General features: G+C 49.9%; 25 protein-coding genes and 3 tRNA genes. 10 read left to right on the forward strand and 18 right to left on the reverse strand.

The genetic code is table 11. The features are described from left to right. Positions 1-8: 8 nt before the first annotated feature. From VHE10_00845 to VHE10_00870, 6 genes are all read right to left on the reverse strand, one after another. A complete protein-coding gene (locus VHE10_00845; protein HVU06332.1) occupies positions 9-458 on the reverse strand; it encodes an Hsp20/alpha crystallin family protein in 450 nt (149 codons plus the stop codon). A gap of 5 nt (positions 459-463) precedes the next feature. Next, on the reverse strand, positions 464-1,159 hold the full coding sequence (locus VHE10_00850) for a PrsW family glutamic-type intramembrane protease (protein ID HVU06333.1): 696 nt from the start codon (positions 1,157-1,159) through the stop codon (positions 464-466). After that, positions 1,147-3,330, reverse strand: a complete 2,184-nt coding sequence (locus VHE10_00855) for a valine--tRNA ligase (GenBank protein HVU06334.1) — start codon at positions 3,328-3,330, stop codon at positions 1,147-1,149. Before VHE10_00855 ends, VHE10_00850 begins: the two co-directional genes overlap by 13 nt. 59 nt (positions 3,331-3,389) lie before the next feature. Further along, the gene (locus VHE10_00860; protein HVU06335.1) at positions 3,390-4,586 is read right to left on the reverse strand and encodes a tRNA (adenosine(37)-N6)-threonylcarbamoyltransferase complex transferase subunit TsaD; all 1,197 of its coding nucleotides are present in this window, start codon (positions 4,584-4,586) and stop codon (positions 3,390-3,392) included. Continuing rightward, positions 4,586-4,661 (reverse strand) — tRNA-Val (locus tag VHE10_00865). The genes VHE10_00860 and VHE10_00865 overlap by 1 nt, the downstream gene beginning before the upstream one ends. Before the next feature lie 51 nt (positions 4,662-4,712). Then, positions 4,713-5,048 carry an MscL family protein gene (locus tag VHE10_00870; GenBank protein HVU06336.1) on the reverse strand — a complete coding sequence of 112 codons (336 nt, stop codon included), beginning with the start codon at positions 5,046-5,048 and terminating at the stop codon, positions 4,713-4,715. Positions 5,049-5,766: 718 nt separating this feature from the next. Here VHE10_00870 and VHE10_00875 point away from each other — a divergent pair. From VHE10_00875 to VHE10_00890, 4 genes are read left to right on the forward strand one after another with little or no spacing between them, the layout of a single operon-like run. Continuing rightward, complete coding sequence (locus tag VHE10_00875; protein ID HVU06337.1) at positions 5,767-7,053, forward strand: DNA modification methylase; 1,287 nt, start codon at positions 5,767-5,769, stop codon at positions 7,051-7,053. Then, complete coding sequence (locus VHE10_00880; GenBank protein ID HVU06338.1) at positions 7,028-7,786, forward strand: site-specific DNA-methyltransferase; 759 nt, start codon at positions 7,028-7,030, stop codon at positions 7,784-7,786. Before VHE10_00875 ends, VHE10_00880 begins: the two co-directional genes overlap by 26 nt. Next, positions 7,783-8,175, forward strand: a complete 393-nt coding sequence (locus tag VHE10_00885) for a phBC6A51 family helix-turn-helix protein (GenBank protein HVU06339.1) — start codon at positions 7,783-7,785, stop codon at positions 8,173-8,175. Before VHE10_00880 ends, VHE10_00885 begins: the two co-directional genes overlap by 4 nt. Beyond that, entirely contained in the window at positions 8,168-10,264 is a 2,097-nt protein-coding gene (locus VHE10_00890) for a hypothetical protein (protein ID HVU06340.1), read from the forward strand. Before VHE10_00885 ends, VHE10_00890 begins: the two co-directional genes overlap by 8 nt. A 22-nt stretch (positions 10,265-10,286) precedes the next feature. Here VHE10_00890 and VHE10_00895 read toward each other — a convergent pair whose 3' ends face one another. Genes VHE10_00895 through VHE10_00910 form a run of 4 tightly spaced genes read right to left on the reverse strand, consistent with a single transcriptional unit; the run spans position 10,287 to position 14,309 of the window. Continuing rightward, the gene (locus VHE10_00895) at positions 10,287-10,691 is read right to left on the reverse strand and encodes a cupredoxin domain-containing protein (GenBank protein HVU06341.1); all 405 of its coding nucleotides are present in this window, start codon (positions 10,689-10,691) and stop codon (positions 10,287-10,289) included. A 19-nt stretch (positions 10,692-10,710) separates the two neighbouring features. Continuing rightward, positions 10,711-11,724, reverse strand: a complete 1,014-nt coding sequence (locus tag VHE10_00900) for a sulfite exporter TauE/SafE family protein (protein ID HVU06342.1) — start codon at positions 11,722-11,724, stop codon at positions 10,711-10,713. 4 nt (positions 11,725-11,728) lie between these two features. After that, positions 11,729-14,029, reverse strand: a complete 2,301-nt coding sequence (locus tag VHE10_00905) for a heavy metal translocating P-type ATPase (GenBank protein HVU06343.1) — start codon at positions 14,027-14,029, stop codon at positions 11,729-11,731. Between the two features lie 4 nt (positions 14,030-14,033). Next, positions 14,034-14,309, reverse strand: coding sequence for a metal-sensitive transcriptional regulator (locus VHE10_00910; GenBank protein HVU06344.1), 276 nt, complete (start codon positions 14,307-14,309; stop codon positions 14,034-14,036). Positions 14,310-14,398: 89 nt separating this feature from the next. Between VHE10_00910 and VHE10_00915 the strand changes: the two genes are divergently transcribed. Next, the gene (locus VHE10_00915; protein ID HVU06345.1) at positions 14,399-14,734 is read left to right on the forward strand and encodes a hypothetical protein; all 336 of its coding nucleotides are present in this window, start codon (positions 14,399-14,401) and stop codon (positions 14,732-14,734) included. Here VHE10_00915 and VHE10_00920 read toward each other — a convergent pair. After that, on the reverse strand, positions 14,697-16,067 hold the full coding sequence (locus VHE10_00920; GenBank protein ID HVU06346.1) for a hypothetical protein: 1,371 nt from the start codon (positions 16,065-16,067) through the stop codon (positions 14,697-14,699). The two genes, VHE10_00915 and VHE10_00920, sit on opposite strands and share 38 nt — an antisense overlap. 351 nt (positions 16,068-16,418) lie before the next feature. Between VHE10_00920 and VHE10_00925 the strand changes: the two genes are divergently transcribed. Beyond that, complete coding sequence (locus tag VHE10_00925) at positions 16,419-17,750, forward strand: recombinase family protein (GenBank protein HVU06347.1); 1,332 nt, start codon at positions 16,419-16,421, stop codon at positions 17,748-17,750. A gap of 83 nt (positions 17,751-17,833) precedes the next feature. On the opposite strand, the gene VHE10_00930 is transcribed toward VHE10_00925, so the two are convergent. Then, positions 17,834-18,625 (reverse strand): hypothetical protein, encoded by a 792-nt coding sequence (locus tag VHE10_00930; GenBank protein HVU06348.1) that lies wholly within the window; start codon positions 18,623-18,625, stop codon positions 17,834-17,836. 621 nt (positions 18,626-19,246) lie between these two features. Further along, positions 19,247-19,597, reverse strand: a complete 351-nt coding sequence (gene avd / locus VHE10_00935; GenBank protein HVU06349.1) for a diversity-generating retroelement protein Avd — start codon at positions 19,595-19,597, stop codon at positions 19,247-19,249. 2 nt (positions 19,598-19,599) lie between these two features. Between avd and VHE10_00940 the strand changes: the two genes are divergently transcribed. Continuing rightward, positions 19,600-20,694 carry a reverse transcriptase domain-containing protein gene (locus VHE10_00940; protein ID HVU06350.1) on the forward strand — a complete coding sequence of 365 codons (1,095 nt, stop codon included), beginning with the start codon at positions 19,600-19,602 and terminating at the stop codon, positions 20,692-20,694. A gap of 7 nt (positions 20,695-20,701) precedes the next feature. On the opposite strand, the gene VHE10_00945 is transcribed toward VHE10_00940, so the two are convergent. Continuing rightward, complete coding sequence (locus VHE10_00945) at positions 20,702-21,490, reverse strand: hypothetical protein (protein HVU06351.1); 789 nt, start codon at positions 21,488-21,490, stop codon at positions 20,702-20,704. Positions 21,491-21,579: 89 nt separating this feature from the next. After that, a tRNA-Ser gene (locus VHE10_00950) sits at positions 21,580-21,666 on the reverse strand. Positions 21,667-21,741: 75 nt separating this feature from the next. On the opposite strand from VHE10_00950, the gene VHE10_00955 reads away from it, so the two are divergent. From VHE10_00955 to VHE10_00965, 3 genes are all read left to right on the forward strand, one after another. Next, positions 21,742-21,813: transfer RNA gene (locus VHE10_00955), tRNA-Glu, on the forward strand. 27 nt (positions 21,814-21,840) lie between these two features. Then, positions 21,841-22,815 (forward strand): peptidoglycan-binding domain-containing protein, encoded by a 975-nt coding sequence (locus VHE10_00960; GenBank protein ID HVU06352.1) that lies wholly within the window; start codon positions 21,841-21,843, stop codon positions 22,813-22,815. Positions 22,816-22,835: 20 nt separating this feature from the next. After that, complete coding sequence (locus tag VHE10_00965; GenBank protein ID HVU06353.1) at positions 22,836-23,696, forward strand: M23 family metallopeptidase; 861 nt, start codon at positions 22,836-22,838, stop codon at positions 23,694-23,696. Positions 23,697-23,745: 49 nt separating this feature from the next. Here VHE10_00965 and VHE10_00970 read toward each other — a convergent pair whose 3' ends face one another. The 3 genes from VHE10_00970 to VHE10_00980 all read right to left on the reverse strand — a co-directional run bounded on the left by VHE10_00970 (position 23,746) and on the right by VHE10_00980 (position 25,685). Further along, on the reverse strand, positions 23,746-24,147 hold the full coding sequence (locus tag VHE10_00970; protein ID HVU06354.1) for a hypothetical protein: 402 nt from the start codon (positions 24,145-24,147) through the stop codon (positions 23,746-23,748). A gap of 179 nt (positions 24,148-24,326) precedes the next feature. Next, a complete protein-coding gene (locus tag VHE10_00975) occupies positions 24,327-24,743 on the reverse strand; it encodes a hypothetical protein (protein HVU06355.1) in 417 nt (138 codons plus the stop codon). 18 nt (positions 24,744-24,761) lie between these two features. Next, positions 24,762-25,685 carry an FAD-dependent oxidoreductase gene (locus VHE10_00980; protein HVU06356.1) on the reverse strand — a complete coding sequence of 308 codons (924 nt, stop codon included), beginning with the start codon at positions 25,683-25,685 and terminating at the stop codon, positions 24,762-24,764. Between the last annotated feature and the right edge of the window lie 28 nt (positions 25,686-25,713).

Raw genomic sequence — 25,713 nt, forward strand, 5'->3', positions numbered from 1 at the left:
TATGTTCGCTATACTGACTTCACTCGCAACTTATTCTGCTTCGATTTGTCTACTTTTGGTAACTTAATCGTGAGCAACCCGTGGCGCTCGATGGCTTCCGCTTCTTCCACCTCGATCTCCTCCGGAAGCATGATCGTTCGCGAGAAAGAGCCCCAATAGAGCTCTTTATGGAAATAGTCATGATCATGGACTTCCGCCGATTCCTCGCGCTTGCCTTTGATGGTAACCATATCGCGGGTGATGTTGATGTCGAGGTCTTCGGGGCGGACGCCCGCGACCATCGTCTTCAAAACGATCTCCTCGGGGGTTTGATACACGTCGACCGTGAGCTGGCCTTCTTCTTCGGACTCATCCAAAATGCCGCGGGCGTCGGCATCCGCTTCTTCAATAGCCTCGTCTTCCTCTAGTTTGACGGTGCCGGTGAGCCTTTCGAAGAACGATTTTTTTGATGGTTGCATGCTATTTAATTATGGAGCTTCTTCGCTTTTTCAAAGAGGAGGAGTATGCCGAGAGCGGCCGCCCATACGCATCCGAAAACGAAGAATGTCTTGCTTCCGTTGTCGTATATTATAAACAGGTTGAAGACCGCGTGCAATCCGATGGCGAGCGCCAGGCCGAGCATCCGCCATATATTCTGCGCGGCGCGGCTCTTATAGAATTCGCGGGCCATGGAATAGCCCAGGATCGCCGAGCAGACGACGTGGAGGAGGCTCGCTCCCACAAAGCGCATATTGCCCGTGACGAGGCTGCGCATCGTATCGCCGTCCACGAGCGGATTCAGTATGAAGAGCGCGTTCTCGAGCGCCGCGAAGCCGAGCGCGACCGTGATCATGTATTCCAGCGCGTCTATCGGCTCGTCGAAATCGCGGGTGCGAAGGGCGAAAAGCCACGCTGCGGAGAGCTTGAGGCACTCTTCGACGACGGCCCAGAGGAAGAAGGTCTGCGGCGCGAAGCCGTAGTGTTCGGCGATAGCCTTTTCAGGGAAATAGGCGAAGGGAACCATGGCCATGCCGCCGAGGAAGGCCGTCAGGATGCGGCTTCGAGGCTCGGGGTGGAGCTTGTCTTCCTGGGCCCAGAACCACAGCCATACCAGAGCGGGCAATATGCCGCCCAAAGCGGCATACGAGAAGCTCGGCAATGTGTTCATTATATCGGCCATGTTTCGATGATGAGGGGCTTCTTGTTGGCGATCGGCATGTCGGACCAGATCTCTTCGGTCACGAACGGCGTGAACGGATGGAGCGCGCGGAGCGAGCCGGCGAGGATATGGAGCAAGAGCTGCTTGCGCGACGCCTTGTCCGCGTCCGAGCCTTCAGCGAGGATCTTCTTCGAAGTCTCGATGATTATGTCCGCGAATTCATGCCAGATATAGGCATAGAGCTTCTCTGCGACGAGATAGAATTTGAGCTCGTCCATCTCTTTCGTCGCTTCCTTCAATATCTCGCGGAACTCCTCGACGATCTTCTTGTCATCGGCGCTCCACGCGGAGAATCCGGCGTCGAGCCTTTCGTCCCCGGTCGACGAGAGCACGAAGCGGGCGATATTCCAGAGCTTGTTGGCGAAGTTCTTGTAGGCGCGGATCTTGTCTTCGGACATCTTGGTATCGCTGCCCGGGCCGATGCCGACGATAAGCGACATGCGCACGGCGTCGGTGCCGTATTTTGCTCCCATATCGAGAGGGTCGATGATGTTGCCGAGGGATTTCGACATCTTCTGGCCCTTCGCATCGCGCACGAGGCCGTGAAGGTAGACGGTCTTGAACGGAATATCTCCCACGAGATATGTAGACATCAATATCATGCGCGCTACCCAGAAGAATATGATGTCGTAGCCGGTCTCGAGGACGTCGGTCGGATGGTATGCCTTCAGGTCAGGGGTGTTTTCAGGCCAGCCGAGGGCCGAGAAAGTCCACAGGCCCGACGAGAACCAGGTATCGAGCGTGTCCTCGTCCTGTTTCCAGCCTTCGCCCGGCGAAGCGAGCGATACCTGCATCGCGCCGTCCTTGTACCAGACGGGGATGCGGTGGCCGAACCATATCTGGCGCGATATGCACCAGTCGCGGAGATTCGATATCCAGTTCACGTATACTTTCTGGAATCGATCGGGGACAAAGGCGATATTCTTGTCAGCCTCGAGCATGAGCTCCTTGAGCGACTTGTTACCCCTGGCAGGGATCTTCTTGTTCACGTCGACGAACCATTGCAATTTCGGCAATGGCTCGATGATACCGCCCGTTCGTTCGGCGGTCGCCATATTCTGAGGGATCGTCTCCGTCTTTTCGAGCAAGCCTTGCGTCGCGAGCCATTCGACGACCGCCGCGCGGGCATCGAGGACTTTCTTGTCCTTCAAGAGCGCCGAATCGGCGGTCATCTTCGCGAATTCGTTTATGACCGGTATGACGGGGAGCTTGTGCCTCTGGGCGATCTCCCAGTCTATGTGGCTATGCGCAGGAGTGACGCCGACGGCGCCGGTACCGAATTGCGGATCGACCGCATCGTCGCCGACGATCTTGATATGGATCTTCGCTCCGGCGAATTCGGCGTCGTATTCCTTGCCTATGAACTGCTTGTACCGCGCGTCTTCAGGATGGACGGCGACGCCCGTATCGCCGACCTTGGTCTCCGGGCGGGTCGTGGCGATGGAGATAGGGAAGTCTTTGGAGTATTTGAACGTATAGAGCTGTCCGGCGCCTTCTTTGTAGTCGATCTCGTCGTCGGAGATCGTCGTCTGGCCCTTCGGATCCCAGTTCACGATGCGATAGCCCTGATATATCAGGGCGTCTCCGTGCATGCGCTTGAACGCCTCAAAGACCGCCTCGCCGCGCTTTTCGTCGAGCGTGTATGCTTCGCGCGACCAGTCTACGGAAGCGCCCATCTTCTTGATCTGGTTCGTAATGGTGTCATGGCTTTCCTGCGCGAACTGATTTACGCGCTTGACAAGCTCTTCGCGGCCGAGGTCCTGGCGGCGCTTGCCTTCTTTTTTATATATCTCGGTCTCGACTTTGGATTGAGTGGCGATCGCTGCGTGGTCGGTGCCCGGAAGCCAGAGCGTCTTGAATCCCTTCATGCGCTTGTAGCGGACGAGGATGTCCTGTATGACGAGCATCTCGGCGTGGCCGATATGGAGCGTGCCGGTCACGTTCGGCGGCGGCAGGACGATGGAGAAAGGCGTCGCGTGGCGCGGAGGAAGCTTGTCGGGATTGAAGTAGCCTGAATCTACCCAGGCCTTGTATACGGCATCTTCCGTAGCTGCAGGGTTATAGGGCTTCAGGAATTTGGCCGGTATGTTCGCAGGAGGATAAGGCTGCGGGAAGGGCTGCTTTGGCTCCATAAGTATAGAAAATCATAGCAAATAAGGCCTAAAATGAAAATTGCCTGAGCGCGTTGCTTTTATATCCGCGGGCCGAGAGGGAGAGTGCCGACGGCTTTAAGAGGCACGCCGGCGTCTGTAGCTTTATTCCGATTGAAATATCCTGCCAGGGCGATCATAAGGGCGTTGTCTGTCGAATGATCGATGCGGGGCAAGAGGAGCTTGATCGAGCATTCCTGCGCGAGCGTCTCGAGCGCCGTCCGGATATGCCCATTCGCTATGACGCCACCGCCGATGACGAGCGTGCCCGGCGCATAGCCTTCAATGGCTTTTCGCATCTTGGCTATGACGATGTCGGTAACGGAGTCTTCGATCTCGCGGGCATATGCGCGGACGAGATCGGGGGTCAGCTCTTTTTCTTTCTTCGCTGCGTATAGAACGGCGGTCTTCAGTCCCGAGAATGAGAAATCCAACGAATCGGAATCAAGCATCGGTCTGGGTAGGGGGGTCGCAAGCTTTATGCCTTGCGCGCGAGCCTCCGCGGCGAGCGCGCCGATTCTCGGTCCGCCCGGGTACGGCAGCTTCAGGACGCGCGCGGTCTTGTCGAAGCATTCGCCGATCGCGTCATCGAGCGTCTCGCCGATGATTTTGTACGAGCCGGCCTTCTCCATGAGAACTATCTGCGTGTGGCCGCCGGAGATAAGGAGCGAGAGGGCAGGATATGCGATATTTTCTCCGAGAAGCTTGAAATGCGCGCTCGCGTCGCCTGTATTCTCAATAAGAGCCGCGAGGATATGTCCCTCCATATGGTTGCAGGGCACGATCGGTACGTTCCACAGCATCGAAAGTGCCCGCGCGAAATTGATGCCGACCCAAAGCGCGGGCTCAAGTCCAGGACCGATAGTCACCGCGATGCGGTCTATGTCAGGGCGGGCGATGGACGGCACGGATCTCTTGAACGCTTCGAGAAGCTCCGTCTCGCGCGACAATATTTCCCCGACCGCGGCGGGGATTTTCTGCTCTTTTGTCGTCGCTGCCGCGTTCGAAATCATTCCCGCCTGTTCGAGCGTCTTCATCAGAATAGGGATCAGGTTTATCTGATGCTCGCGCTTCGCGAGCGTAGGGAAGACGCCGCCATAGGCAGCATGGACGTCTATCTGCGAATGGACGGTGTTGCCCAGCACATGCGCCGTGCCTTTCGCTTCGTCGAAACGGACGACCGACACTGCCGTCTCGTCGCACGAAGTCTCGATGCCGAGTACCGTCAGGGTTTTCATGGTGCGCGGTATAGGACTTGAACCTATGACCCTCTCAACGTCAATGAGATGCTCTACCAACTGAGCTAACCGCGCTTATATTCAGGCTGTAAGGCCTACTTTACACGAAATCGAGGCTTTTTCAACCTATTTTGCTGCAGGCGGGTCCTTCGGCCTGTCGAACAGGTCGGCGGCCTTCTTGATGACGAAATAGACGACGAGAGCGAGGATAAGGAAATTGACCGCGAGCGATATGAAATTGCCGTATTTGATGACCGAGCCGTCTATCGTGACTGAAAGATTGGCGAGATCGCTGAATTGACCGAATATGAGGCCGATCGTCGGATTTATGATGTCGACGACGAGAGAATTGACCAGGTCGGACATCGCTTTACCCAAAATAAAACCGACGGCGAAACCGATGACGCCCTGGGTCCTCACGAAATGTATGAAACCTCTGAATTGTTCGCGGATGATATTCATATGTCGATGATATTGGCGGGCTACTCGGGTATGGTACCCACACCTCGAGGCTTTGTAAGGGTATTTTAGCACGTTTGAGCCGACCCATTTGAGGTTTGTGGGTCGGGGTCTATATTTCCGAAGTTGGCACAATTTGGCACACGAAAAGGCACTGTTTCAAACAAGCGTTCCAAAGGCACTTTGGGGTATGCCCCGCTAGGAGCCATAAGGGTATTTTGAGGATATTGGAACAGCACACTGTTCCGAGGGACTGTGCCAATTTGATTTGAGAGAAAAAACATAGAATTGACACAGCGTATTGGACCGCTACAATTAGGATAACTTGAGCGATCAAGTGCCGTTCATTCCAAGACAAATACGTACTTGAGAGAATTCGATACGCTCTGCTTCTGTCTTGTCGGCGCATCAAGACCTCCGCACCCAACGTTGCAACTGGGGTGGAAGCGGACGCACGATTTCTCTCGCCATCTTCTGATGGACAGGTACTTCTCTCATACCTTCGAAGCCGTTGCAGAATCCGCACTGTCAAAATAGCGGAAGTTAAATAAACGAATAGGAGGGGTTGAAGATTTCACTGGGGTAACAAATGACTAACGCTTTTTTGCGCGTCTTTGTTATTCAAGTGAAGCACTCGACCCTTTGAATACCAAAAGACCAGCACTTTGCGTGCTGGTCTTTTGTTTTGGATGCGGATTATTAAGTTAATCAACACGCATCCATGTCCAAACAGACACCACTGGTGTGGCGCACCGAAAAACGCCGAGTAAACGATCTTCTACCCTACGAGAAGAATCCGAGAAAGATAACGGATAAGCAGATGGAAGACCTCAAAGAGAGCTTGAAGAAGTTCAACCTTGCGGAGATTCCTGCGATTAACCTAGACGGCAAGATAGTCGCTGGCCATCAGCGCATCAAAGCCCTTCAGCTCCTTGGTCGAGGAGAGGAAGAAATAGAAATCAGAATCCCTAACAGAAAGCTCTCTGCTTCAGAATTCAAGGAATACCTTCTCACCTCAAATCGCTCGGGCGGATCATGGGATTGGGAAATCCTTGCGAGCGACTTCGATATCGACACCCTGCTCGCTTCGGGATTCGACTCGACCGACCTGACCAACATCTTTGACGATTCACTCGAAGTGACCGACGACAACTTCGACGAAGAAAAAGAGTTGGAGAAAATCAAAGAAACCGATATCAAATTCGGCGACTACTTCGCTCTTGGTCGTCACCGATTGCTCTGTGGTAACTCGATGGATCAGAATATGGTCAAGTTCCTCATGAATGGCAACGAAGCGGACTTGATCAACACCGACCCTCCGTACAACATCGGCCTCTCATATGACAAAGGTGTCGGCAACAAGGCGAAGTATGGCGGCACAACTGATGACAACAAATCCGATGCCGAGTACCGAACCTTCCTGAAGACCCTTATCGAAAATGCCCTCGCCGTCTCAAAGAAGGACTGTCACGTCTTCTTCTGGAACGACGAGACGCACGTATACATCCTCCAAGAGCTGTACAAGGAGCTTGGCATCGACTCCAAGCGCCTTTGCCTGTGGATCAAAGACAACGCAAATCCGACACCTGGAATCGCCTTTAACAAAGTGACCGAGTACTGCGTGTACGGCACTCGCGGCAAACCCTATCTCTCCGACAAGGTAAAGAACTTGAATGAGATCCTCAACAAGGAAACAACTAGTGGCAACCGACTGACCGAGGATATTCTCGACCTCCTGAATATCTGGCTTGTTAAGCGTTTGCCATCACAGGAATACGCTCACCCTACGCAGAAGCCTCCGACACTTCACGAAAAGGCATTGAGGCGATGCTCTCGCCCAGGAGACATAGTCCTCGATCTCACTGGCGGATCAGGAAGCATTCTCTCTGCCTGCGAACAGCTCAAACGAACGGCCTATGTTGTCGAGATGGAGCCGATCTTCTGCCAATTGATTATTAACAGATTTAAGCAAATAGCACCCCATGAAAAAGTCACCAAACTTAATTAAGGCTGGAGATATCTTTCGACTTGGAGATCACGTTATCGCTTGTGGCGATTCGAGAGACAAGGAATTTGTAGCGAGAGTCATCGGCAAGCACAAAATCAAAGCCGTCATTTCCGATCCTCCATATGGAGTGGCAGTTGCCGAGAGCAAACAAAACTTCAAAGCATTGCTTAAAGACAAGAAGATCGAGAATGATCATCTGCAAAGCGACGAGGAATATAAAAAGTTCACTGAAGATTGGCTTGGTGCTGTGACTCCGCATCTCGAAAGGAAGAACGCCATCTACATCTTCAATTCAGACAAGATGATCTTTGCATTGCGTGACGGAATGAAATCAATCGGATGCAAATTCGCACAGCTCATCGTCTGGGTGAAGACTCAGGCGGTTGTCGGACGAATGGATTATGCACCGATGCATGAACTCATCGCATATGGGTGGTACGGAACGCACGAATTTCTGAAGTCGAAAGACAAATCAGTCATCGTGCATCCTAAGCCAACTAAAAGCCCCCTTCATCCCACGACAAAGCCTGTGCCGCTCATCAGGCATTTGATTCTCAACAGCACTCGCATTGGCGATGTTGTCTATGACTGTTTCCTCGGCTCGGGAACGTGCCTTCTTGCGTGCGAACAGACGAAAAGAATCTGCATTGGAATCGAGCTTGATGCCGAATATGTGCAGACAGCCATACATCGCTGGGAAAAATTATCAGGACTAACCGCAATAAAGATATGAAAAGAACATCAACCATTCGCAGAAATACTGCCGAGAAGAAAGTACTTCTCGAACAGCTTAGAAAAATACCTATCGTGCAAATTGCCTGCGAGCGAGCAGACATCGGGCGCACCACGTACTACCGATGGCGACGCGAGGATGAGAAGTTCAAGAAATTGGCAGACGAAGCGATGCAGGATGGCGAGGAGATGATCAACGACTTGAGCGAATCGCAACTGATTACCCTCATCAAGGAAAAGAACTTCTCTGCGATTCAGCTCTGGCTAAGGCAACACCATCCGAAGTACCGGACAAAGGTCGAACTTACTGCAAAGATCGAGGACGAGTCTCTCACTCCCGAAGAAGAAAACCTCGTTAGAAAAGCCTTAGGAATAGACGACCATGCATAATCACGACACAGAGGTTTCGCTTGAGAAGATCGATGAGATCGTACAAAACCGACAGATCAGGCGAGCGATCACCAGAGCCTGCCATCACTGGTTCTTCCACATCTACTTCTCGCATTACATCAAGTACAAGACCGCAAGATTTCATAAGGAACTGTTCGAGTTGACCGAAGATACGACTCACAAGACAACCGTCATCGAGGCGTTCCGAGGATCGGGCAAGACCACGATCATGGGAACTTCCTACGCCATCTGGTCTATTCTCGGATGCCAGCAGAAGAAATTCGTGCTCATCATCGCCAAGACCGAAAGTCAGGCAAGACAGTATTTGGCAAACATAAAGCTCGAACTTGAAAACAACCGATTGCTTCGGTTGGACTTGGGACCATTCGAAGAACCGAACGACGAATGGCGAGCAGTTTCTATCGTGATCCCAAAGTACGGTGCGAGAATCACAGTGGCCTCGATAGACAACTCGATTCGAGGTATCAAGCACGGAGCGCATCGTCCTGATCTCATCATCGCAGACGACCTTGAGGACTTGGATATCGTAAAGACCCAAGAAAGCCGTGACAAGATATTTAACTGGCTCATGGGTGACATCATTCCTCTCGGAGACAAGGATACGAGGATGATCGTTATAGGTACTAAACTCCATAACGACTCCGTCATTGCACGATTGAAGAAAGCTATTATCGAAGGACGAATGGATGGCATCGCAAAGTCATTTCCGTTCCTCCAAGAAGATGGGACCGCAACATGGCATGAGAAGTATTCGACTCAGGCAGACATAGACACGCTTCGAAAGTCCGTGCCAAGCTCGCAGGCATGGGAGCGAGAGTATATGCTCCGCATCATCGTCGATGACGATCAAGTCATACGACCCGAGTGGATTCGTTACTATGACTCGCTTCCGTCTGATGCATACCGATTCGCGGCGACTGGCATTGACCCCGCAATCAGCGAGAAAGAAACGGCGGATTACACCTCGATGGTTTCAGGAAAGATATATGGCAGGAAGAAAAACCTAAAGATTTATATTCTGCCGAATCCTGTGAACGAGCGGATGGATTTCCCGAAGACCATCGAGCGTATCAAGTCACTTTCTCGATTGCTTGGAAACGCACACGTATGGATTGAGAACGTGGGATACCAGAAGTCGATCATAGATCATCTACGTTCAGAGAACTTTCCTGCAAAGGAATATAAGTCTCATGGATCAGACAAAAGGGCGAGACTCTCATTGGTGTCCCATCTTGTGCAGTCAGGCACGGTACTCTTCCCGAGAGTCGGCGCAGAGAAACTGATATCCCAGCTCATAGGTTTTGGAACGGAAAAGCACGACGACCTTTCCGATGCTTTCTGTATCCTTGTTTCAAGCGTCATAGATCAGGAATCGAGCGTGCCGAAGGGATATCACCGACTGTTCAGCGAGGCGGTCATAGATGCAAGCTGTAGGGGCGATGCCGCATTTGCGGGAGAGAAGCGACTCGGTATTTCTATTGCCAATGCGTATCGGCCATATTCAGCCATAGTGTTGCGGAGCGATACTACAGCAAAGGTGCTTCATCACGGCTTTATTGATCCTGTCTCATTGGCAAAGAAAACGATAGAGCTTGCGAAGGCATACGAGATACCAATTTCTGATGAGAACATATTTGTTGATAAGACAGGAGAAGGACAGGAACTGTGCAGACTACTCCGTCAATTCGCACAGGGACAGTTCGAGATTAGAAAATATGAGACAAGACAGAGATACGGCATTGAGATGAGCGAACCTCCGCAATTCGAGAATAATCTGTTTAGCGATAATTGGGCGCGGGCATATTCAAAGCTTGTGGGCTGGATCGAGAAAGGCGGCGCATTGCTTGGCAACCACGATTTCGACGATCTTCTTTACATCTGCTACGCAGATCAGAGTGGAAAGAGAAAACTAATCGAACGAGAAGTGCTTGCAAGCGAAGGGATCGATACTTCGATACCCGATGCGCTTGCACTTACGATTGCAAAAGACAAACGAGTGATTAGCAGGCCAAATGAAGATGATTACTGGGAGGAGGATTCACCGCAGTATCCAACGATCGGGATATAAATTTATATTCTTAGGTGCTTACCTAACTGAAATTGATCAAAAAGTTATACATTCCCATACCGCACACTCCCTGCAAAGGCTCTCCAGCTTTCGGAGTTCCAATGTCAATCGTTTCTTCTCCTGTCTGCGGAAGAATCTTCTGGTAGCCAATTGAGCGAATCGCAAGTGAGGCCGAACAGTCATAGGTGCCGTTGGTCTTCACGATGAGCTTTGTCGGGATATTGGCTTTGGCCGTAGAGATTTTTGGAGAATAACCCGCCTTCGCATCAATCGTGATGTACTGAACACCATCTCGTATCTCAACGTTTTGGGCCGCTTGCGTAGAGGCAGTTGTATTAGCCTCCTTCGACTTTGATCCACCGAGAAAAACGATGCCGAGACCGACGACAAGGGCGAATGTGATAATGATGGAAGCGGTTTTGTTCATAAAGTAATTATATTAAAAATTAGATGTTGAATAAAGGACGGATGATGCCCAATCCCGCAAGACCAGCGAGAAGTGCAAAGATACCGAGACCAATCACGACGATGCCTGCTGACTTAAAGAACAGCGGTGCATGTTTCGAATGAGCGAAAGACACTGAGCCGAAGGAAAGGAGCGCAAGCATCGGCAGGGTTCCAAGGGCGAACGACAGCATAATCAAAAGTCCCGACATAAACGATCCGCTAGAGAGCGCGGCGACCTGCATTGCTTGGGTGAATCCACATGGCAGGAAGAATGTGCCGATGCCGATAAGGATAGGAGCGAAGGTCGAGTGCTCCACTTTCCTGAAGTAAGCAAATATACCAGTCGGCAATGAGACTTTATTTTTCTTGATGATGCCTACAAGATTGAGTCCGAGCAATATCATCACGGTTGATGCGATGAGTCCGAGAATCGCTGAAAACGTAAAGCTCACTCCGATTGCCTGACCGACAAGACCGAGCACACCTCCGAGAATTGCGAATCCGAAAAGTCGTCCACCGTGGAAGAGAACAAATTGTTTCTTGCTTGTTTTGGTACTTTCGTCCTGTGCGACTTTCGCCGAAAGAGAAAGGATCAGACCACCGACCACGGCGAGGCAACTTGATATCGATGCGATGAGTCCGATGACGAAACTTGTAGCCGGAGTTGTTGTACCGCCGATGCCGAGATTCAAGATGCCTGATTTTTGCAGAATGAAAAACAAGATCAGAAATGCTAGTCCAATTGGTATCGCTTTCCAAATCACATCGTCCTGTTTTTTCTCAGCTACCTTTTTCTCTACCGAGAGCATGTAGCCGTTCTTTTTGATCTTCTCTGTAAGCTCTTTTGCCATCAGTTCAGGGTTTTGATCGCTATCGGTCTCGATGGTGACTGTCTCTTTTTTGAGATCAACTACCGACTTCTTGATGAAATCCTCCTCGCCCAAAATATCCTCAATAAGAATCTTGCATGAGGCGCAATGGGTACCGGAAACGTGGAATGTAAGTGTCTTCATAGAATTATAATTTTGCATTCTTAAGTCTTAGCGAGTTTGCCACGACCGTAACACTCTCAAACGCCATTATTGCTCCTGCGATCGCAGGACTCAGTGTCCATCCGTAAAACGGGAACAAGATACCTGCCGCGACCGGAATACCGACCGAATTGTAGCCGAACGACCAGATGAGATTCTGCCAGACTGTTCGGTTTGTTTTCTTTGCGAGGTTTACCGCCTCCGCGACCTTTCCGATATCCCCGTTGAGTAGCACAATGTCAGAGCTTTCAATTGCGATGTCCGATCCGTCGCTCATCGAAATTGCTACATCCGCCTGTGCGAGCGCAGGTGAATCGTTCACGCCATCGCCGATCATTGCCACCTTAAGGCCCTTGGCTTGCAGATCTTTAATAATCTTGAGCTTATCCTCGGGCTTTACCTCTGCGAACACTTCGTCGATACCAAGCTCTTTTGCAACCGATTCACCGGTCTTTTTATTGTCGCCGGTAGCCATAATGATTTTGAGACCAAGCGATTTTAACTTTGCAATCTCCTGTGCCGCCGTAGACTTTATGGTGTCGTGAATTTTAATAAGCGAGAGTACGTTCTCTGAATCGGAAAGGTATAGCTCCCGTCCGTTCTTGAACCGATCCTCATGGAAGTCATCTCTGATTTTTTGCTCTGAACGTCCTATAATCTCCGAAATATATCCAATTGAACCCAAGTAATATGTATTGCCGTCAAATTCTGCGGTTACGCCTTTGCCAGGCACCTCTTGGATATTCTTCATTTCGACCTTTTTTGCCTTAGATTCTCCGAGCCACACCGCTACACTTTGTGATACCGGATGCCTCGATGATTTAGTCATGGAGTACGCAATAGATTGTTTGAATCTCTTATCTTCTTCATCGCACACATGATTTTTATCCTGACAAAAAATCCCTTCGATCGACAGCTTGTTTTCCGTAAGTGTGCCAGTCTTGTCGAACACGATTGCTTGCACCTTTGCTAATTTTTCAAGACTCTCCGCATTCTTGATAAGAATACCTCGGCGAGCTCCTGTACCCACACCAGTGATGATTGCTGTTGGCGTTGCAAGACCAAGTGAGCATGGACAAGCAATGACAAGGACCGCCATTGTCGAAGAGATCGCCAGTGCGAGCGCCTTGGCAAATCCGAACGTGCCAGGAGCGAATATGAGCCATGAGGCGAAGGTGATGACCGCGAGGACGATCACGACATACACGAATACACCCGAGATCTTATCCGCAATTCGCTCAATCGGAGCCTTGGAATTTTGTGCACCCTCAACAATCTGGATGATATGTGCGAGGGCGGTATCCTTGCTATCCTTCTCTACCTTAATTTTGATTATTCCTTGAAAGTTTTGCGTTCCAGCAAACACCATGTCGCCTGACATCTTATCGACAGGCACGGACTCTCCGGTCAGATTCGATTCATCAATACTAGTGTTTCCGCTTATAATCCGGCCGTCGATAGGCACTCGTTCATTGGGCTTGATAATAACGATATCGCCGATCTCGACTTTTTCAATCGGTACCTCAACTTCCTTGCCGTCACGTTCTACCAAAGCAGACTTGCTTGAAAGCTCCGCGAGTTTTTGGAGCGCCTCATTTGTCTTTCTTTTTGCCCGAGCTTCGAGGAACTGGCCGAGTGCGATAAGACCGATGACGATAATGACTACATCATAAAAGTTTGAACTTACATCTAAAAAAGCAGACAAAGGTTTTTCAAAAGCCGTGACAGCAAAGGAATATATAAAGGCAACAATGGTGGAAATCCCGACAAGAGTATCCATGCTTGCCACACCCGTCTTTAGGAAAATCCATGTGGCGCGGATATATCTACGCCCGATGCCAAAGAGTACGAATGAGGCGAAGATCGGCATAAGGTGATGGAATCCTTCATAAATCGTTTCTGACATCTCCGGTACTACGCCATTCTTTGCAAGCACATCCCAAATCATCATTACGAACGAGAAGATGACCATTGGAATGATGAACTTCATTTCAAAAGCCATTTTCTTTTCATCACCGCCATGATTCATGCGAGCATGATCCATAGGCGACATGTTCATTTCAGCTGCCGATTTTGTAGTATCTTCAAACGAATATCCAAATGGGGTAATTGCGGAGTTTAATTCATTAAGACCCACTTCTTTATCCTTAAAAACAACCTTGGCTTTCTCGCTAGAAAGTCCGACAGAGACTGATTCTACACCGGAAACTTTAGCCACTTTGCTTTGAATGAGTGAGACACAGCTCGCGCAGTGCATTCCTTTTACTTTGTAAATATTTTCTGCCATATATTTATTTTCGTTTGAGCTTATATACCCTGATAATTTCTTCCTTTGCTTTTTTAGTCTGACCAGAGTGCATCTGATGATGTACACAGTGATCCAGATGGTTTTCGAGGAGCATGTCTTCGACGTTGGACAGACCCTGCTTGACTGCCGATGTTTGGGTAATCACATCAATACAGTAGGTATCGTTTTCAACCATTTTCTGAAGTCCTCTAACCTGACCTTCTAAAAGTTTGAGACGGCGGACTACTTTCGCCTTATTTTTGTCATCCATGTATTTCATACTGAAAGTATATACCCCCTAGGGGGTATTGTAAAGCGAAGTTACCAACAGTCTGGACTCATTTAAGGATCAGCGTCATCCATTAGTGTGTGAAAGATGACGATATCGAAGCAATCATAGATGCGGCAAAGCATTTCAAGTACCACGAGCCGAGTGGCACTACGCCCTTTAACCGCATCTCAAAGCTCCCTGAATCAAAGCGTCATATGAAAATGGCGATCAAAGAAAGGATCAGGCTATTGGTCGCTTCGTACATCTCTCTAGCTTCTTTCATCGACGATGACCTCGTCGATTTTCTTGAATACGGAGACACCAAGAATCACAAGAGAAAAGTGATTCGAATATATAACAAAGTTTTTAGAGAGTTTGAAAAGTTGAGAAAAGAGATCAGTCAGTTTGATCCTTTTGAGGTTCCGAAGGAGTAGATCGCTTCTTTCTTTTCGGACGATTCGCTTTCATCTGCTCTCGGCGCAAGCGTCTAGCCTCGTCCTTCTTCTTTTGCTCTTCTTCGCGTGCCTTCATTTCTTCTGGAGGAACGATACGCAAATGATTCATGATCTTGTAGCCCTTGAGATGCTCGAATGGATCGATAAATTTATACCACTCCTCCATGTGATAGTAATCTTTGCCATCTTTGCCTCTCGTCTTCACTGACTGTGATTTCAGCATATCTTTCGGTGGCAAGAAGTCTTTGTTGTCCTCAATGAGGAACAGTTCGGTATGTACTCCTTTGCCGTATTGGCTCACTGTGCGAGATTTCACGATTCCTTCCTTGACCCATTTGCGGAGCGCAGGAGAGGTGACGTTGAAATAATGATCAAAATCGTATCTGGTGTACCAACTATCCTTTTCTTTTGCCAGCGATGCAGGAATTTCTCCGTCATCAATAGCTTTCTGACAAACAAGGCACTTGATACCGTATTCGTCATACCAATTATCGCCCTCTTTGGTGTGGTCTCCACAAATGAAGCAACCGTAACCAACACCTTCGAGATGGAATCCTTTCGGGTTTTCTTTGAGCTTCTCGTCCCTGCGTTTCTGTTCCTCCTCAAACTCCTTGCCTAGCCGTGCTAGTTGCTCCATTCTGTATTTTTCATCGCTATATTCGGCACCTTCTTCGGCGCTCATACAGAAGCGGTCTCGGTCTTTGGCGAAGTCAGGATCAAAGTCGTCGTCTTTCTTTGAATGCCATTCGTATTCTTCTTTTTCGACATAACCACACTTCGGACACGTGAGAGTAGTGACCAATTTCTTTCCATCGTCATCCATCTTCTTATCGAGTTCGGTACTGCAATGGAGACAAAAAGTTGGCTTCACTCTCCATTCCTCGCCATCGGAGAAAAAGGCGCGGCGAGGGAGGCATTTGTTCGGACAATCAAACATGAAAAAGACTCGATCGCCTTTCTTGTCGTCCGATTGAAGATCCTTGAAGGTTACCGTCAGCCGATTACGACATGTGAGGCAACGAATGTCTTCGGGAGGCTGGGCGTTTTCCAAAAGCTCGTCTCGTTTCTTGTCCCGATCCATCCATTCGCGGATCGTCTCGCTTTTCTTAAGGTACCTTTCGCCCATAGTGCCACGCAGGTATAACTTCTTTGCCCAAGCCTCGACTCTTTGAGCCTCTTCCTTGTCGAGCTTGCTGTCCTCGGGAAGTGGTGTTGGCTTATCGCAGATCTTCTCTATGCGACGGCAATCCTCTACGGTGCCTCGGTCATAGAGGTCGATATAGTATTGATGACTTTTGAGATGTTTCGTCATTTATCCACATTTTATCAATTCTAATAATAGATTTCACTTTGTTTCTCTTTCTTTTGTAGGTTAATTTCGTTAACCACTTTCGGTTAACCTAGTTCACCAGTTTTGGTTAACTTTCTTTACTAGGTGGATAAGTTTTCCACAGGTTGCCCTAATACTAGGTTTCTCTTTGTTTCCTTTATTTTGTGTGTCTACGTAGTAGACCGATATCGGTCTACTTTCTAGACCACTTTTGGTCTACTAGCTAGACTAGTCTGAAATTTAGACTACTTTTTCCACAGCCAGTTACCAACTTCGAGGGAGTATGGGACGCTCTGGACTCCTAGGGCGAGTTGCGTCATTCCTTGTGTTTGTATGACAAAAATACAAACATTAGAGCCATTAGGGACTGCGGCCAAAGTAGCAAGCCCCATAAGGGTGAAATACTGCCTTTATGCAAGAAAGTCGTCAGAGTCAGAGGAAAGACAGGTTTTGAGCATCGACAGCCAGATCAAGGAAATGCTCCAACTGGCTGAAAGAGAGGGGCTTGAGATCGTGAACATGAAGCGTGAATCGCACTCGGCTAAGGAGACTGGGCAACGACCAGTCTTCAACGAAATCGTGGATGAGATCAAGCAAGGCAAGTTCAATGGGATTTTGACGTGGGCACCTGACCGTATCTCAAGAAACGCAGGCGACCTCGGAAAGATCGTGGACTTGATGGATGCGGGAAAGCTCCATGAGATACGCACTTTCGGGCAGAGCTTCCGTAACAATCCGAACGAGAAGTTTCTCCTGATGATTCTCGGGTCACAAGCGAAGCTCGAAAACGATAATCGAGGCATCAATGTGAAGCGAGGGTTGCGAACGCGAGTGGAGATGGGATTGTGGCCAGGAATGGCACCGCTCGGATATTTGAATCAAAAGTTGATGGACAAGAAATGTCGGATAGTAATTGATCCCGAACGCGCACCGATCGTAAAGCAGATGTTCGAGAAAGTGGCATTTGATCTCTGGTCTGGTCGCAAGGTATACAACTGGCTCCGATTCGAGCTTAATTTCCACACCAGAGGAAATAGACCACTAACACTCTCTGGTGTGTACCGAATGCTTCAAATGCCGATTTATTACGGACCCTTTGAGTATCCGAAGAATAGCGGCAACTGGTATCAAGGAACGCATGAGCCATTGATCACCGAAGAATTATTCAAGAAAGTGCAGGAACAACTGAAGCGAGACAAAATCGTGCGCGAGAACAGAGAGTTTGCCTTCACCAAACTCTTCACTTGCGGCATGTGCGGATCGGGCATCACGGCGCAGGAAAAGTACAAGGAACTCAAGGACGGCACGAATGCGAAATACGTCTACTACTCCTGCTCGAAAGCGAGAGACAGGAACTGCAAGAACAAATACATTCGTGAGGAAGAATTGATTGAGGAATTGTTTAAGATCATCGACAAGCTGAACATGAATGAACTCGGAATGCGGATGAAGCTCGAAGAAGAAATAAAGCGATTCAATCGATTGCAGAGACTTGCAACTAAGGGCAAACCAAAGATGCAGATCGATGAGGACGATATTGCCACGCGCGAGTATGCGAAATACGTCCTGCGCGAGGGTACGCCGTTAGAGAAGCGAGGGCTGATGGGGCACCTGAGATCGAGGCTTGTGCTAAATGACAAGAAAATTAGCCTGATTGAAGAATAAAAATATAAAAAGAATGAGCCTCCGCAAAAAATTTCGCGGAGGCTCAAGTATTCAAGAGGGACAAGCCCTCAAGGGATCAAGAATCACTTCCTGGCAGCCGACAACCCGAGGTTGTCGTGGCGGTGGTCATCCCAGTAGTAGTTGACGAAGAGCCCGCCGGAATCGAAGAGGCCGACGTAGACACGGCTACCGCCCGAGCCGAGACTGGAAGTCCGAACGTAAACGCCTTCGAAGAGTCGGACACCACGGACCTCGAAATAGGTCGTGATGAACCAACACATCTCGGCGGCGTTCGGCACCTTCTCGAGCGCGGAGAGAAGCTTGTTCTGCTCGTTCCACGTCTTGCTGGTCGAGCTCGAAACAGGCGTCTTCTTGATCAGGAGCCAGCCGAAGGACGTCTTGTCCTCGCGGGCGAACTTCTGGTCGGCATACCACCCACCCGTCTTCAAGTGGAAGTGGGCAGGCTGAATCTCCCGAACGTTGAGCGTGGACATCGCAGTGGGCGGCGCAGGCATGACGGCGTAGCCGTTTTCCTTGCACCACGTGAGCACGTCCTCCGACGGCAGACTTTCGGCCAGTGCCGTGATCTGCTCGGCGGTGTAAACGATTGCTCTGCGAGCTTTCATGACTTCTTCCGGCGTGATGAAATCCGCGCCGAGGATGGATTGCGCCAAACCGTAGTCGGGCGCTTTTGCCGAGAAGCGACGGATTCCTTCAGCGAGATACTCGGCGAAGCCGGGATGCTCGTTCAGGATCTGTGCGCTTTCGTCCTTGAGTCCCGCCTTGTTGTATTGGGCGCGGAACGTTTCGGTAGCTCTCTGTCCTTTCGGACTGTCTGCGGTTACCAGTGCAGACGTGTTCAATGATTTTTTCATCGACATCATCTCCATTTTGCTGATTTACCGAGAACGCTCGGAACGACTTGCCTCTGATTGAGACGAGTTTTCTAAGCCCTGAATTAAGGCTCAAAAAGCTCGTCTCAACAGTGATTCTCTATCAAAGAACTACCTAGCTAGTATAGCAAAGAAATGGCTATTTGTCAATGGTTTTGGCGATCTGTCAATCTCTGCGCTATACTATCAGCATCTTGCTAATGTAGCTTGGATTACGGTTCAAGCTCGCGAGATATCTCACCTTGAGATATCGCCAGAGTACCAGTGGTTTACGGATCACGGTAGAGCGCGATTAAGGATAGAGAGAACTTCTTGTTCGCTTCTAGAGGAGATACTTTGAAAGAAGTTGCTCCCGAATAAAATTCAGAGATGGGAGGATATAGACCTGCAAAGGTAGTAAACCTCGATTCTCGGTGACACAGATGGGAGCGGGCAATATCTCGACTCGGACGGTAACCGTGTCAACGTCGGCAACTTCGATTCCGACGGGCTCAACGTCAACAACTACTGGGATGACAACCGCAACGACAACATCGGGTTGTCGGCTGCCAGGCAGTCATAGCTCTATCCAAGGAAACTTCCGCCAAAAAGCGGAAGTTTCTGTTAACGATCCTTCGTTGACTTTATCCACCCTCCGAGCATTCTCCCTATTTCGTCGAGATTGGCTTCGATGATGATATATTTCTTAGCATCAATCGCTTTGACGTCTTTCATCAGGCGAATGCAGACTCGCAGGAAATTAAGTTTAACGCTCGTCTTCTCCAAAGTCGGTAACTTCTCGGACTTGGACTGCTGACTTGCGAAAATAATACCTTCCAGTACATCAATAAGAAGGCTTTCGCACTTTTGCCAGAGCGTATAGCGGTCTTGCTTGGGTACAGTAAGACGAAGATTATAGAAATCTTTGTAGAGGTCATAACTTTTCTTGAAAATCGGTATGTCTAAGTCATTCATATATGAAAATTTATAAGGATTTATATTGGTCGATAATTTCTCCCCAATCTCTATTCAGAGCTTGGGAAGTATTTAAGTCCGACAAAAGGAATAAACCTGACGTTTCCGAGTTTGAACTCCACATCGAGCAGAATATTTTTGATCTGTACCGCGATCTGAAGAATGAGACGTATCGACACGGGCCATATAAAGGATTCTGGATACACGATCCGAAGATCAGGCGCATACATAAGGCGGTTGTCCGAGATCGGGTGCTCCATCACGCGACCTTTTCGGTGCTGAACAAAATATTTGAGCCGACTTTTATCAATGACTCGTATTCGTGCCGTATCGGCAAAGGCACTCACAAAGGCGTGGAGAAAGTTGCTGATATGCTTCGTACAGCGAGCAAGAATAATACCCGCCAATGCTATGCACTCAAATGCGATGTGAGGAAATTCTTTGACTCTGTTGACCACCAAGTGTTGAAAGACATCCTTGGTAGGAAAATCAAGGATCAAAAGACTATTTCTCTTCTGAAAGAGGTTATTGAGAGCTACGAGAAAAGCGGCACTTGCGAGAGAGAGAGAGAGAGAGAGAGTAAAACGCTGCCGCTTTTTACTACAAATACCAACAAAGGGGTGCCCATCGGCAACCTGACTTCGCAGATTTTCGCCAATATTTACATGAATGAGTTTGACCAGTTCGTTAAGCATGGGCTTCGGGTGAAAAATTACGCGCGTTACACCGACGATTTTATGATTATATCAGAGGACAAAGAATATCTCGAAAATTTACTGCCAAAATTGCAAGACTTTTTGAGAGAAAAACTGAAACTCGAACTGCATCCGAACAAGATATCTGTTCGTAAATTTCACGAAGGCATAGACTTCCTCGGGTATGTCATATTCCCGCATTATAAGCTCCTTAGAGCGAAAACCAAAAAGAGGGTTCTGAGAAATGTACGCAAGAAGATGGCTTGCTACCAAAAAGGATTAATTCCTGAAAATCACTTACATCAAAGCATGCAGTCATATCTTGGCGTTTTGTCTCACGCGAATACCTACGAGCTGACGGAGAATTTGAAGAATCAGTATTGGTTTTGGATGAAAGAGTAAACTACTTTTAGGCAAAGTGAGCTGTGAGCTTTGTCACATAATCTGCGTATTCTGAAAATATCTGAAGGTTCGCGTACACAACCTTTGCATCAAGTTTCTTTCCAGTAGGATGACCAGCGTCGTTTCGGTTGAGACGGATGAAATTGAAAATACCATCAAGATAAGTTTCCCAATTATCCTGAAGTTCTTTGGGTAGAGATCGAACATCGTTTACAAACTCCTTTTTGAATTCCTTGTACTGGGTTGAAATGAATTTTTCCTTGGTGTTCTTTTCCAATCTAGCTTTTCTCGTGGCGTCTGTGATCGAATCTATATATGCCTCAATAAGGGAGAGCATGAGATTCTCAGATGCCACACCAAGAGTGATAGTTGCAGAGAGAAGGTGGCGACGATGATATGCGGCGATCGCCTCGCCAATGTAGGCTAACGTGACATCATCAAGGGTAGGAACCTTTGTCTTTAATGCTTTAACGTATCCTTCAGGATCATACGGTAGCCAATTTTCCTCTTTGAATGCATGTTTGCCTAATTCAGTGACAGTAAGCCAAGGATATCCGCTATTAAAGTCGCCAGCTGTGCCAGGATAGATGTATCCGACATTTATCAACTCCTGAACTATCTCTCGGGCGACTGAGTGAATCTTGGCAACTTCCCAATGAGGACCATTGCCGTGAGGGAACAAAGCATACACTTGTCCCATCTGATGCTGTTGCATCTGATTAGGATTTGTTTCAGCCCAAACAACCTGACTCTTGAAATGCTCAAATATTTTATTTTTGATTTCTTCTCGAGTCATTTATTGTGAAAGTATAGCAACCTACTAGCTTTGTGGGTCACAGCTCAAACCAGAGCATGTGGGTCATCAAAACTAACAGGTTGTCAATGCGGAGAGGGGGAGATTCGAACTCCCGATGAGGTTTCCCCCATACCGCATTTCGAGTGCGGCGCATTCGACCACTCTGCCACCTCTCCGTGGTCTCCGAAGCCTCGATATCCTAGCATTTTTTGCCAAAATAGCAAAAAAAAGCTATATTTGAAGCCTACCGCGGCCCTATCGTCTAATGGTTAGGACAGGAGCTTTTCAAGCTCTAAATCGGGGTTCGATTCCCCGTAGGGTCACAACGTTCCGCAGGTTATAATAGATGCATGAGAAAATTTAGCTTTTTCATGCTCTTTACGACGAGTCTGTTTTTTGGCGTTTCCGTCATTCCTGTCCAGGCGACTACATGCCTCGACCTCCCGTACGACCTTGCCCAGGGCGACAGAGATGCCGCGACGGGCGGCCGCGTGACGCTTTTGCAGAATTATCTGTATTCCGTCGGATATCTTTCAGCGACGCCGAACGGTAACTTCGGCCCGGCGACGTATGCCGCGGTCAAGCAATTCCAGTCTGTCTCAGGCATATCGATGACGGGCAACGTCGGACCCCTGACCCGCGTGGCGCTCAAGATTAAGACTTGTGCCTCTGCGCCGACGGCCCCTGCGACGCCGAGCGTTCCGACCTCGCCATCCGCTCCGTCTCAAACTCAACCTAATATCAGCGTAACCCTGCCGGCGTCAGGCGAGACTTTGAAGCTCGGCGCGCAATATACGATCAGGTTCGCGGCGCAGACGTCAGGTCCCTATAACTTGATCCTCGAAGACGCGACGGGTACGCGCTTCGGCTATATCGTTCCGGGAACGTATAGCAAGGAATATGTCTGGACCGTCGGAAGCGTCATAGACGCGTCGCAGCCTTCAGGTCGGACGATCGTCCCGCCGGGCACGTACCGCGTTCATGCCGAAGGCCCGTCCGGTTCAGAGGCTTCCGACAGATTGAGCGGCGTCTTCACTATTTCCACCGACCTTATCGTCACTGATTTCATGCCGAGAACGGCGACGATCGGCTCCGGCGCGTCCATCGCCGTATTCGGAGCAGGGTTCACATCCGCTTCCGCGGTGTCGCTCTACGGATACGGCACCATACCAGCGCTCTATGTCTCTCCTGACGGCAAGATACTCATATTCGAAGCGCCTTCGGCGACGTATCCGGGTTCGCGGCTCATCTCTGTCGTGAATAGCTACGGCTCGTCGAATACATCGGTCGAAAGCAACCAGCTCTCGATGACGCTTATGCGCTAGCGGAAGCGTATAATAAGTGCGTGAGGACTTTTCTTTCAAAAGCGCTCAAAGGAGCGGTCATAGCCGGTTCATTCGCCATAGCTTTGCCTGTATGGGCATACGCGGCGAATATCGTCGTCCTTCCTGAAGCTCCCATCCAGGGCGACCCGATCATGGTATATGTCGAAGGCACGACCACGCTTAAATCCATGGCATTCACCGGTTCGGCGCTTAAACCTTTTATATATAAGAACAGGCCGACGGCGATATATGGATTCGATATAAATAAGAAGGCGGGGGTGTACAAAGTCTCGGCGACCCTGTCCGATGGCACGGTTTTGGAGAAAAATATCCTCGTAGACGAAAGGAAAAAGCCTGTCTTGACCTTCACCATCCCCGCGAAGCTCGGCGGTACGACGACGGCGAGCCAAAAGACGCTCGTAAGCGCGCTGGCGATCGAGAACGCGAGCCTTGTCGGTCTCAAAACCGGCACCAAGGCATACTGGACCGACTCTTTTCAACATCCCGTGCCGAATCCGATCGTGACCGACGGATACGGATATGATCGCGATACGGGCGAAGCGACCGTAACGCACAAAGGCACCGACTTCCGCGCGGCCGAAGGCACGCCCGTCGAAGCGATCAACCGAGGCGTGGTCCGCCGCGTTCAGGAGACTCGCGATTACGGCAAGACCGTCATCGTCGATCATGGGCTCGGCCTCATGAGCTTCTATATGCATCTCTCGAAGATATGGGTGAACGAAGGCGAATTGGTCCAACGCGGCCAGTATGTCGGCCTCTCCGGCCAGACGGGATACGCTCTCGCTCCGCACCTGCATCTGACCATCCGCCAGGACGATATATCCATCGATCCGGCGGTATTCCTGAAGCTATTCGAATAACCCATGGAAAAGCCCGCGACGTGTCGCGGGCTTTTCCAGCTGTTCCAGGCTAGTTCGTATTGCCTTTGTTGACGATCCACCACGTGTCGTTCGCGCTGTCCGCGACGAAGGTGAGGAAAGGATTCATACCGGCATTCTGGTTATATATCTCTTGGAACGATTTCGTTCCCATGTCTATCGTATCGCCGGAAGCGGCGTGGATGACCACGGTGTTGCCGTTGGCGGCTCCATACATCTTGTACGTATACGTCTGACCGTTGCGGAGCGTGGTAGACGGTAGGTAATAATCCATGGTCTCATCCTGCTCGGCAGGATCGATGATGACGAGATGCTCTGCGGCGAGCGACAGGCTCAGATCCGACAGGATCGGGAACTGCGCGCGGGCGACATTCGCTCCGAGGACGAGCAACGCAAAAACCGACAGGCCCCAGATGAGGGCTTTCTTTTTCATATCTATGCTTTTTAAAGTGCTTTTAATAACGAGAGAAGCACCAAGTGAGGCTTTAATCATACGCCAACCGCTATCTCGCGTCGTCGAACGTCTGTTAATAAAATCGGGGAAAAGCTCAGGATAGCTTTGGGATAAGTCGGGGAAAAAGCGTGTATAAACAGGGGACTGGCTGTGGAAACCTATGCCAACTGGCGCTTTTTGCTCATATCCGCGAATACCATGGCCGCGACGGCGATGATGAGGACGTTTTTGATGATGTATTGGCCTTCTATCGTCGGAACGAACATGCTTTGCCACGTCATGCCTTTCAGAAGGAAGAGGGGAAGCGTCGTCACGATGACGTGGGGAACGAGCAGTATGAACGCGTATCTTTCCTTGCGCGGGATGAGGAACAGAAGGCCGATGAGCACTTCGTATGCGCCTAATATCAGATTGAACGTATGGAACGTGATGAACGGCATCGTCTGATGAAGGAGCGCGTCCACCAGAGGATTGGCAGGGGAGTAGCCGAACAATTTCACCGCGCCGAACCATACATAGACGATGAAGAGCGCGATGTGGGCGAAGACGAATGCGCGGTATTCGGTGCTTTTCATATGTATATTGTACCGCGATTACTTGGCGTGGATGTACACGTAGATATCCTCGAGCGCCTTTATGGCGTCCCCTGCGGCGATATTGTTCTGATGATAGAGGCCGTCGGTCGAGTCTCCGGCAGCCCAGACGCCTTCGACGGAGGTCGCCTGCGTCTTTGGATCGACGGCGATGCGTCCGAACGCGTCTATGGCGACGAGGCTCTTCGCGAAATCGGTCGCGGGGATCGAGCCGATCTCGACGAATATGCCGGTGACGGCGAGCTCTTTCTGTTCATTCGAATCCTTGTCTTTGTAGGCGAGGGCCGATACGAATTTATTGCCCTTCACTTCCGAAGGGATCGCGCCCGTAAGCGCGTGCATCTTCGGGTTAGAGAGCACTTTCTTGACCGTCACGGGATCGGCCTTGAATTCGTCGCTTCGGTTGAGGAGCGTCACCGATCTGCAATAGGCGAGGAGCTGCGCGGCGCTTTCGAATGCGGCATTGCCGCCGCCGATGACCGCGACGTCTTGATCCGCGAATATCGGCCCGTCGCAGGATGCGCAATAGGTGATGCCTTTGTGCTCGAACTGGGCCGCGCCGGGGACGTCGAGCTTCCTGCGGGCGCTTCCAGTTGCTATGAGCACCGTCTTAGCTTTGTACGAAGCCGTATCGGTCGTCACCGTGAACGTTCCATCGGCGGTTTTTTCGATGTTCTTGCACGTTTCGCCCGCTTTTATGTCGACGACGTCTGCCGCGTATGCGCGCAGGTGGCCTTCAAGCGCCTTGGCGAAGTCGAGCCCCGATATCTTGACCGTGCCGATCCAATTTTCGATGCCCTCGGACACCGTGGACTGGCTGTTCCAGTCTTTCGTTATGAAAACGGTCTTCAGGCGCTTGCGCGAAGCATACACTCCGGCCGCAACGCCCGCCGGGCCGCCTCCTATAATCACGAGATCGTACATAGTGGAGATATTATAGCAGACCTATTTC

Source organism: Candidatus Paceibacterota bacterium, assembly GCA_035546035.1.
Classification (GTDB): Bacteria; Patescibacteriota; Minisyncoccia; order Phycocordibacterales; family UBA6065; genus UBA6065.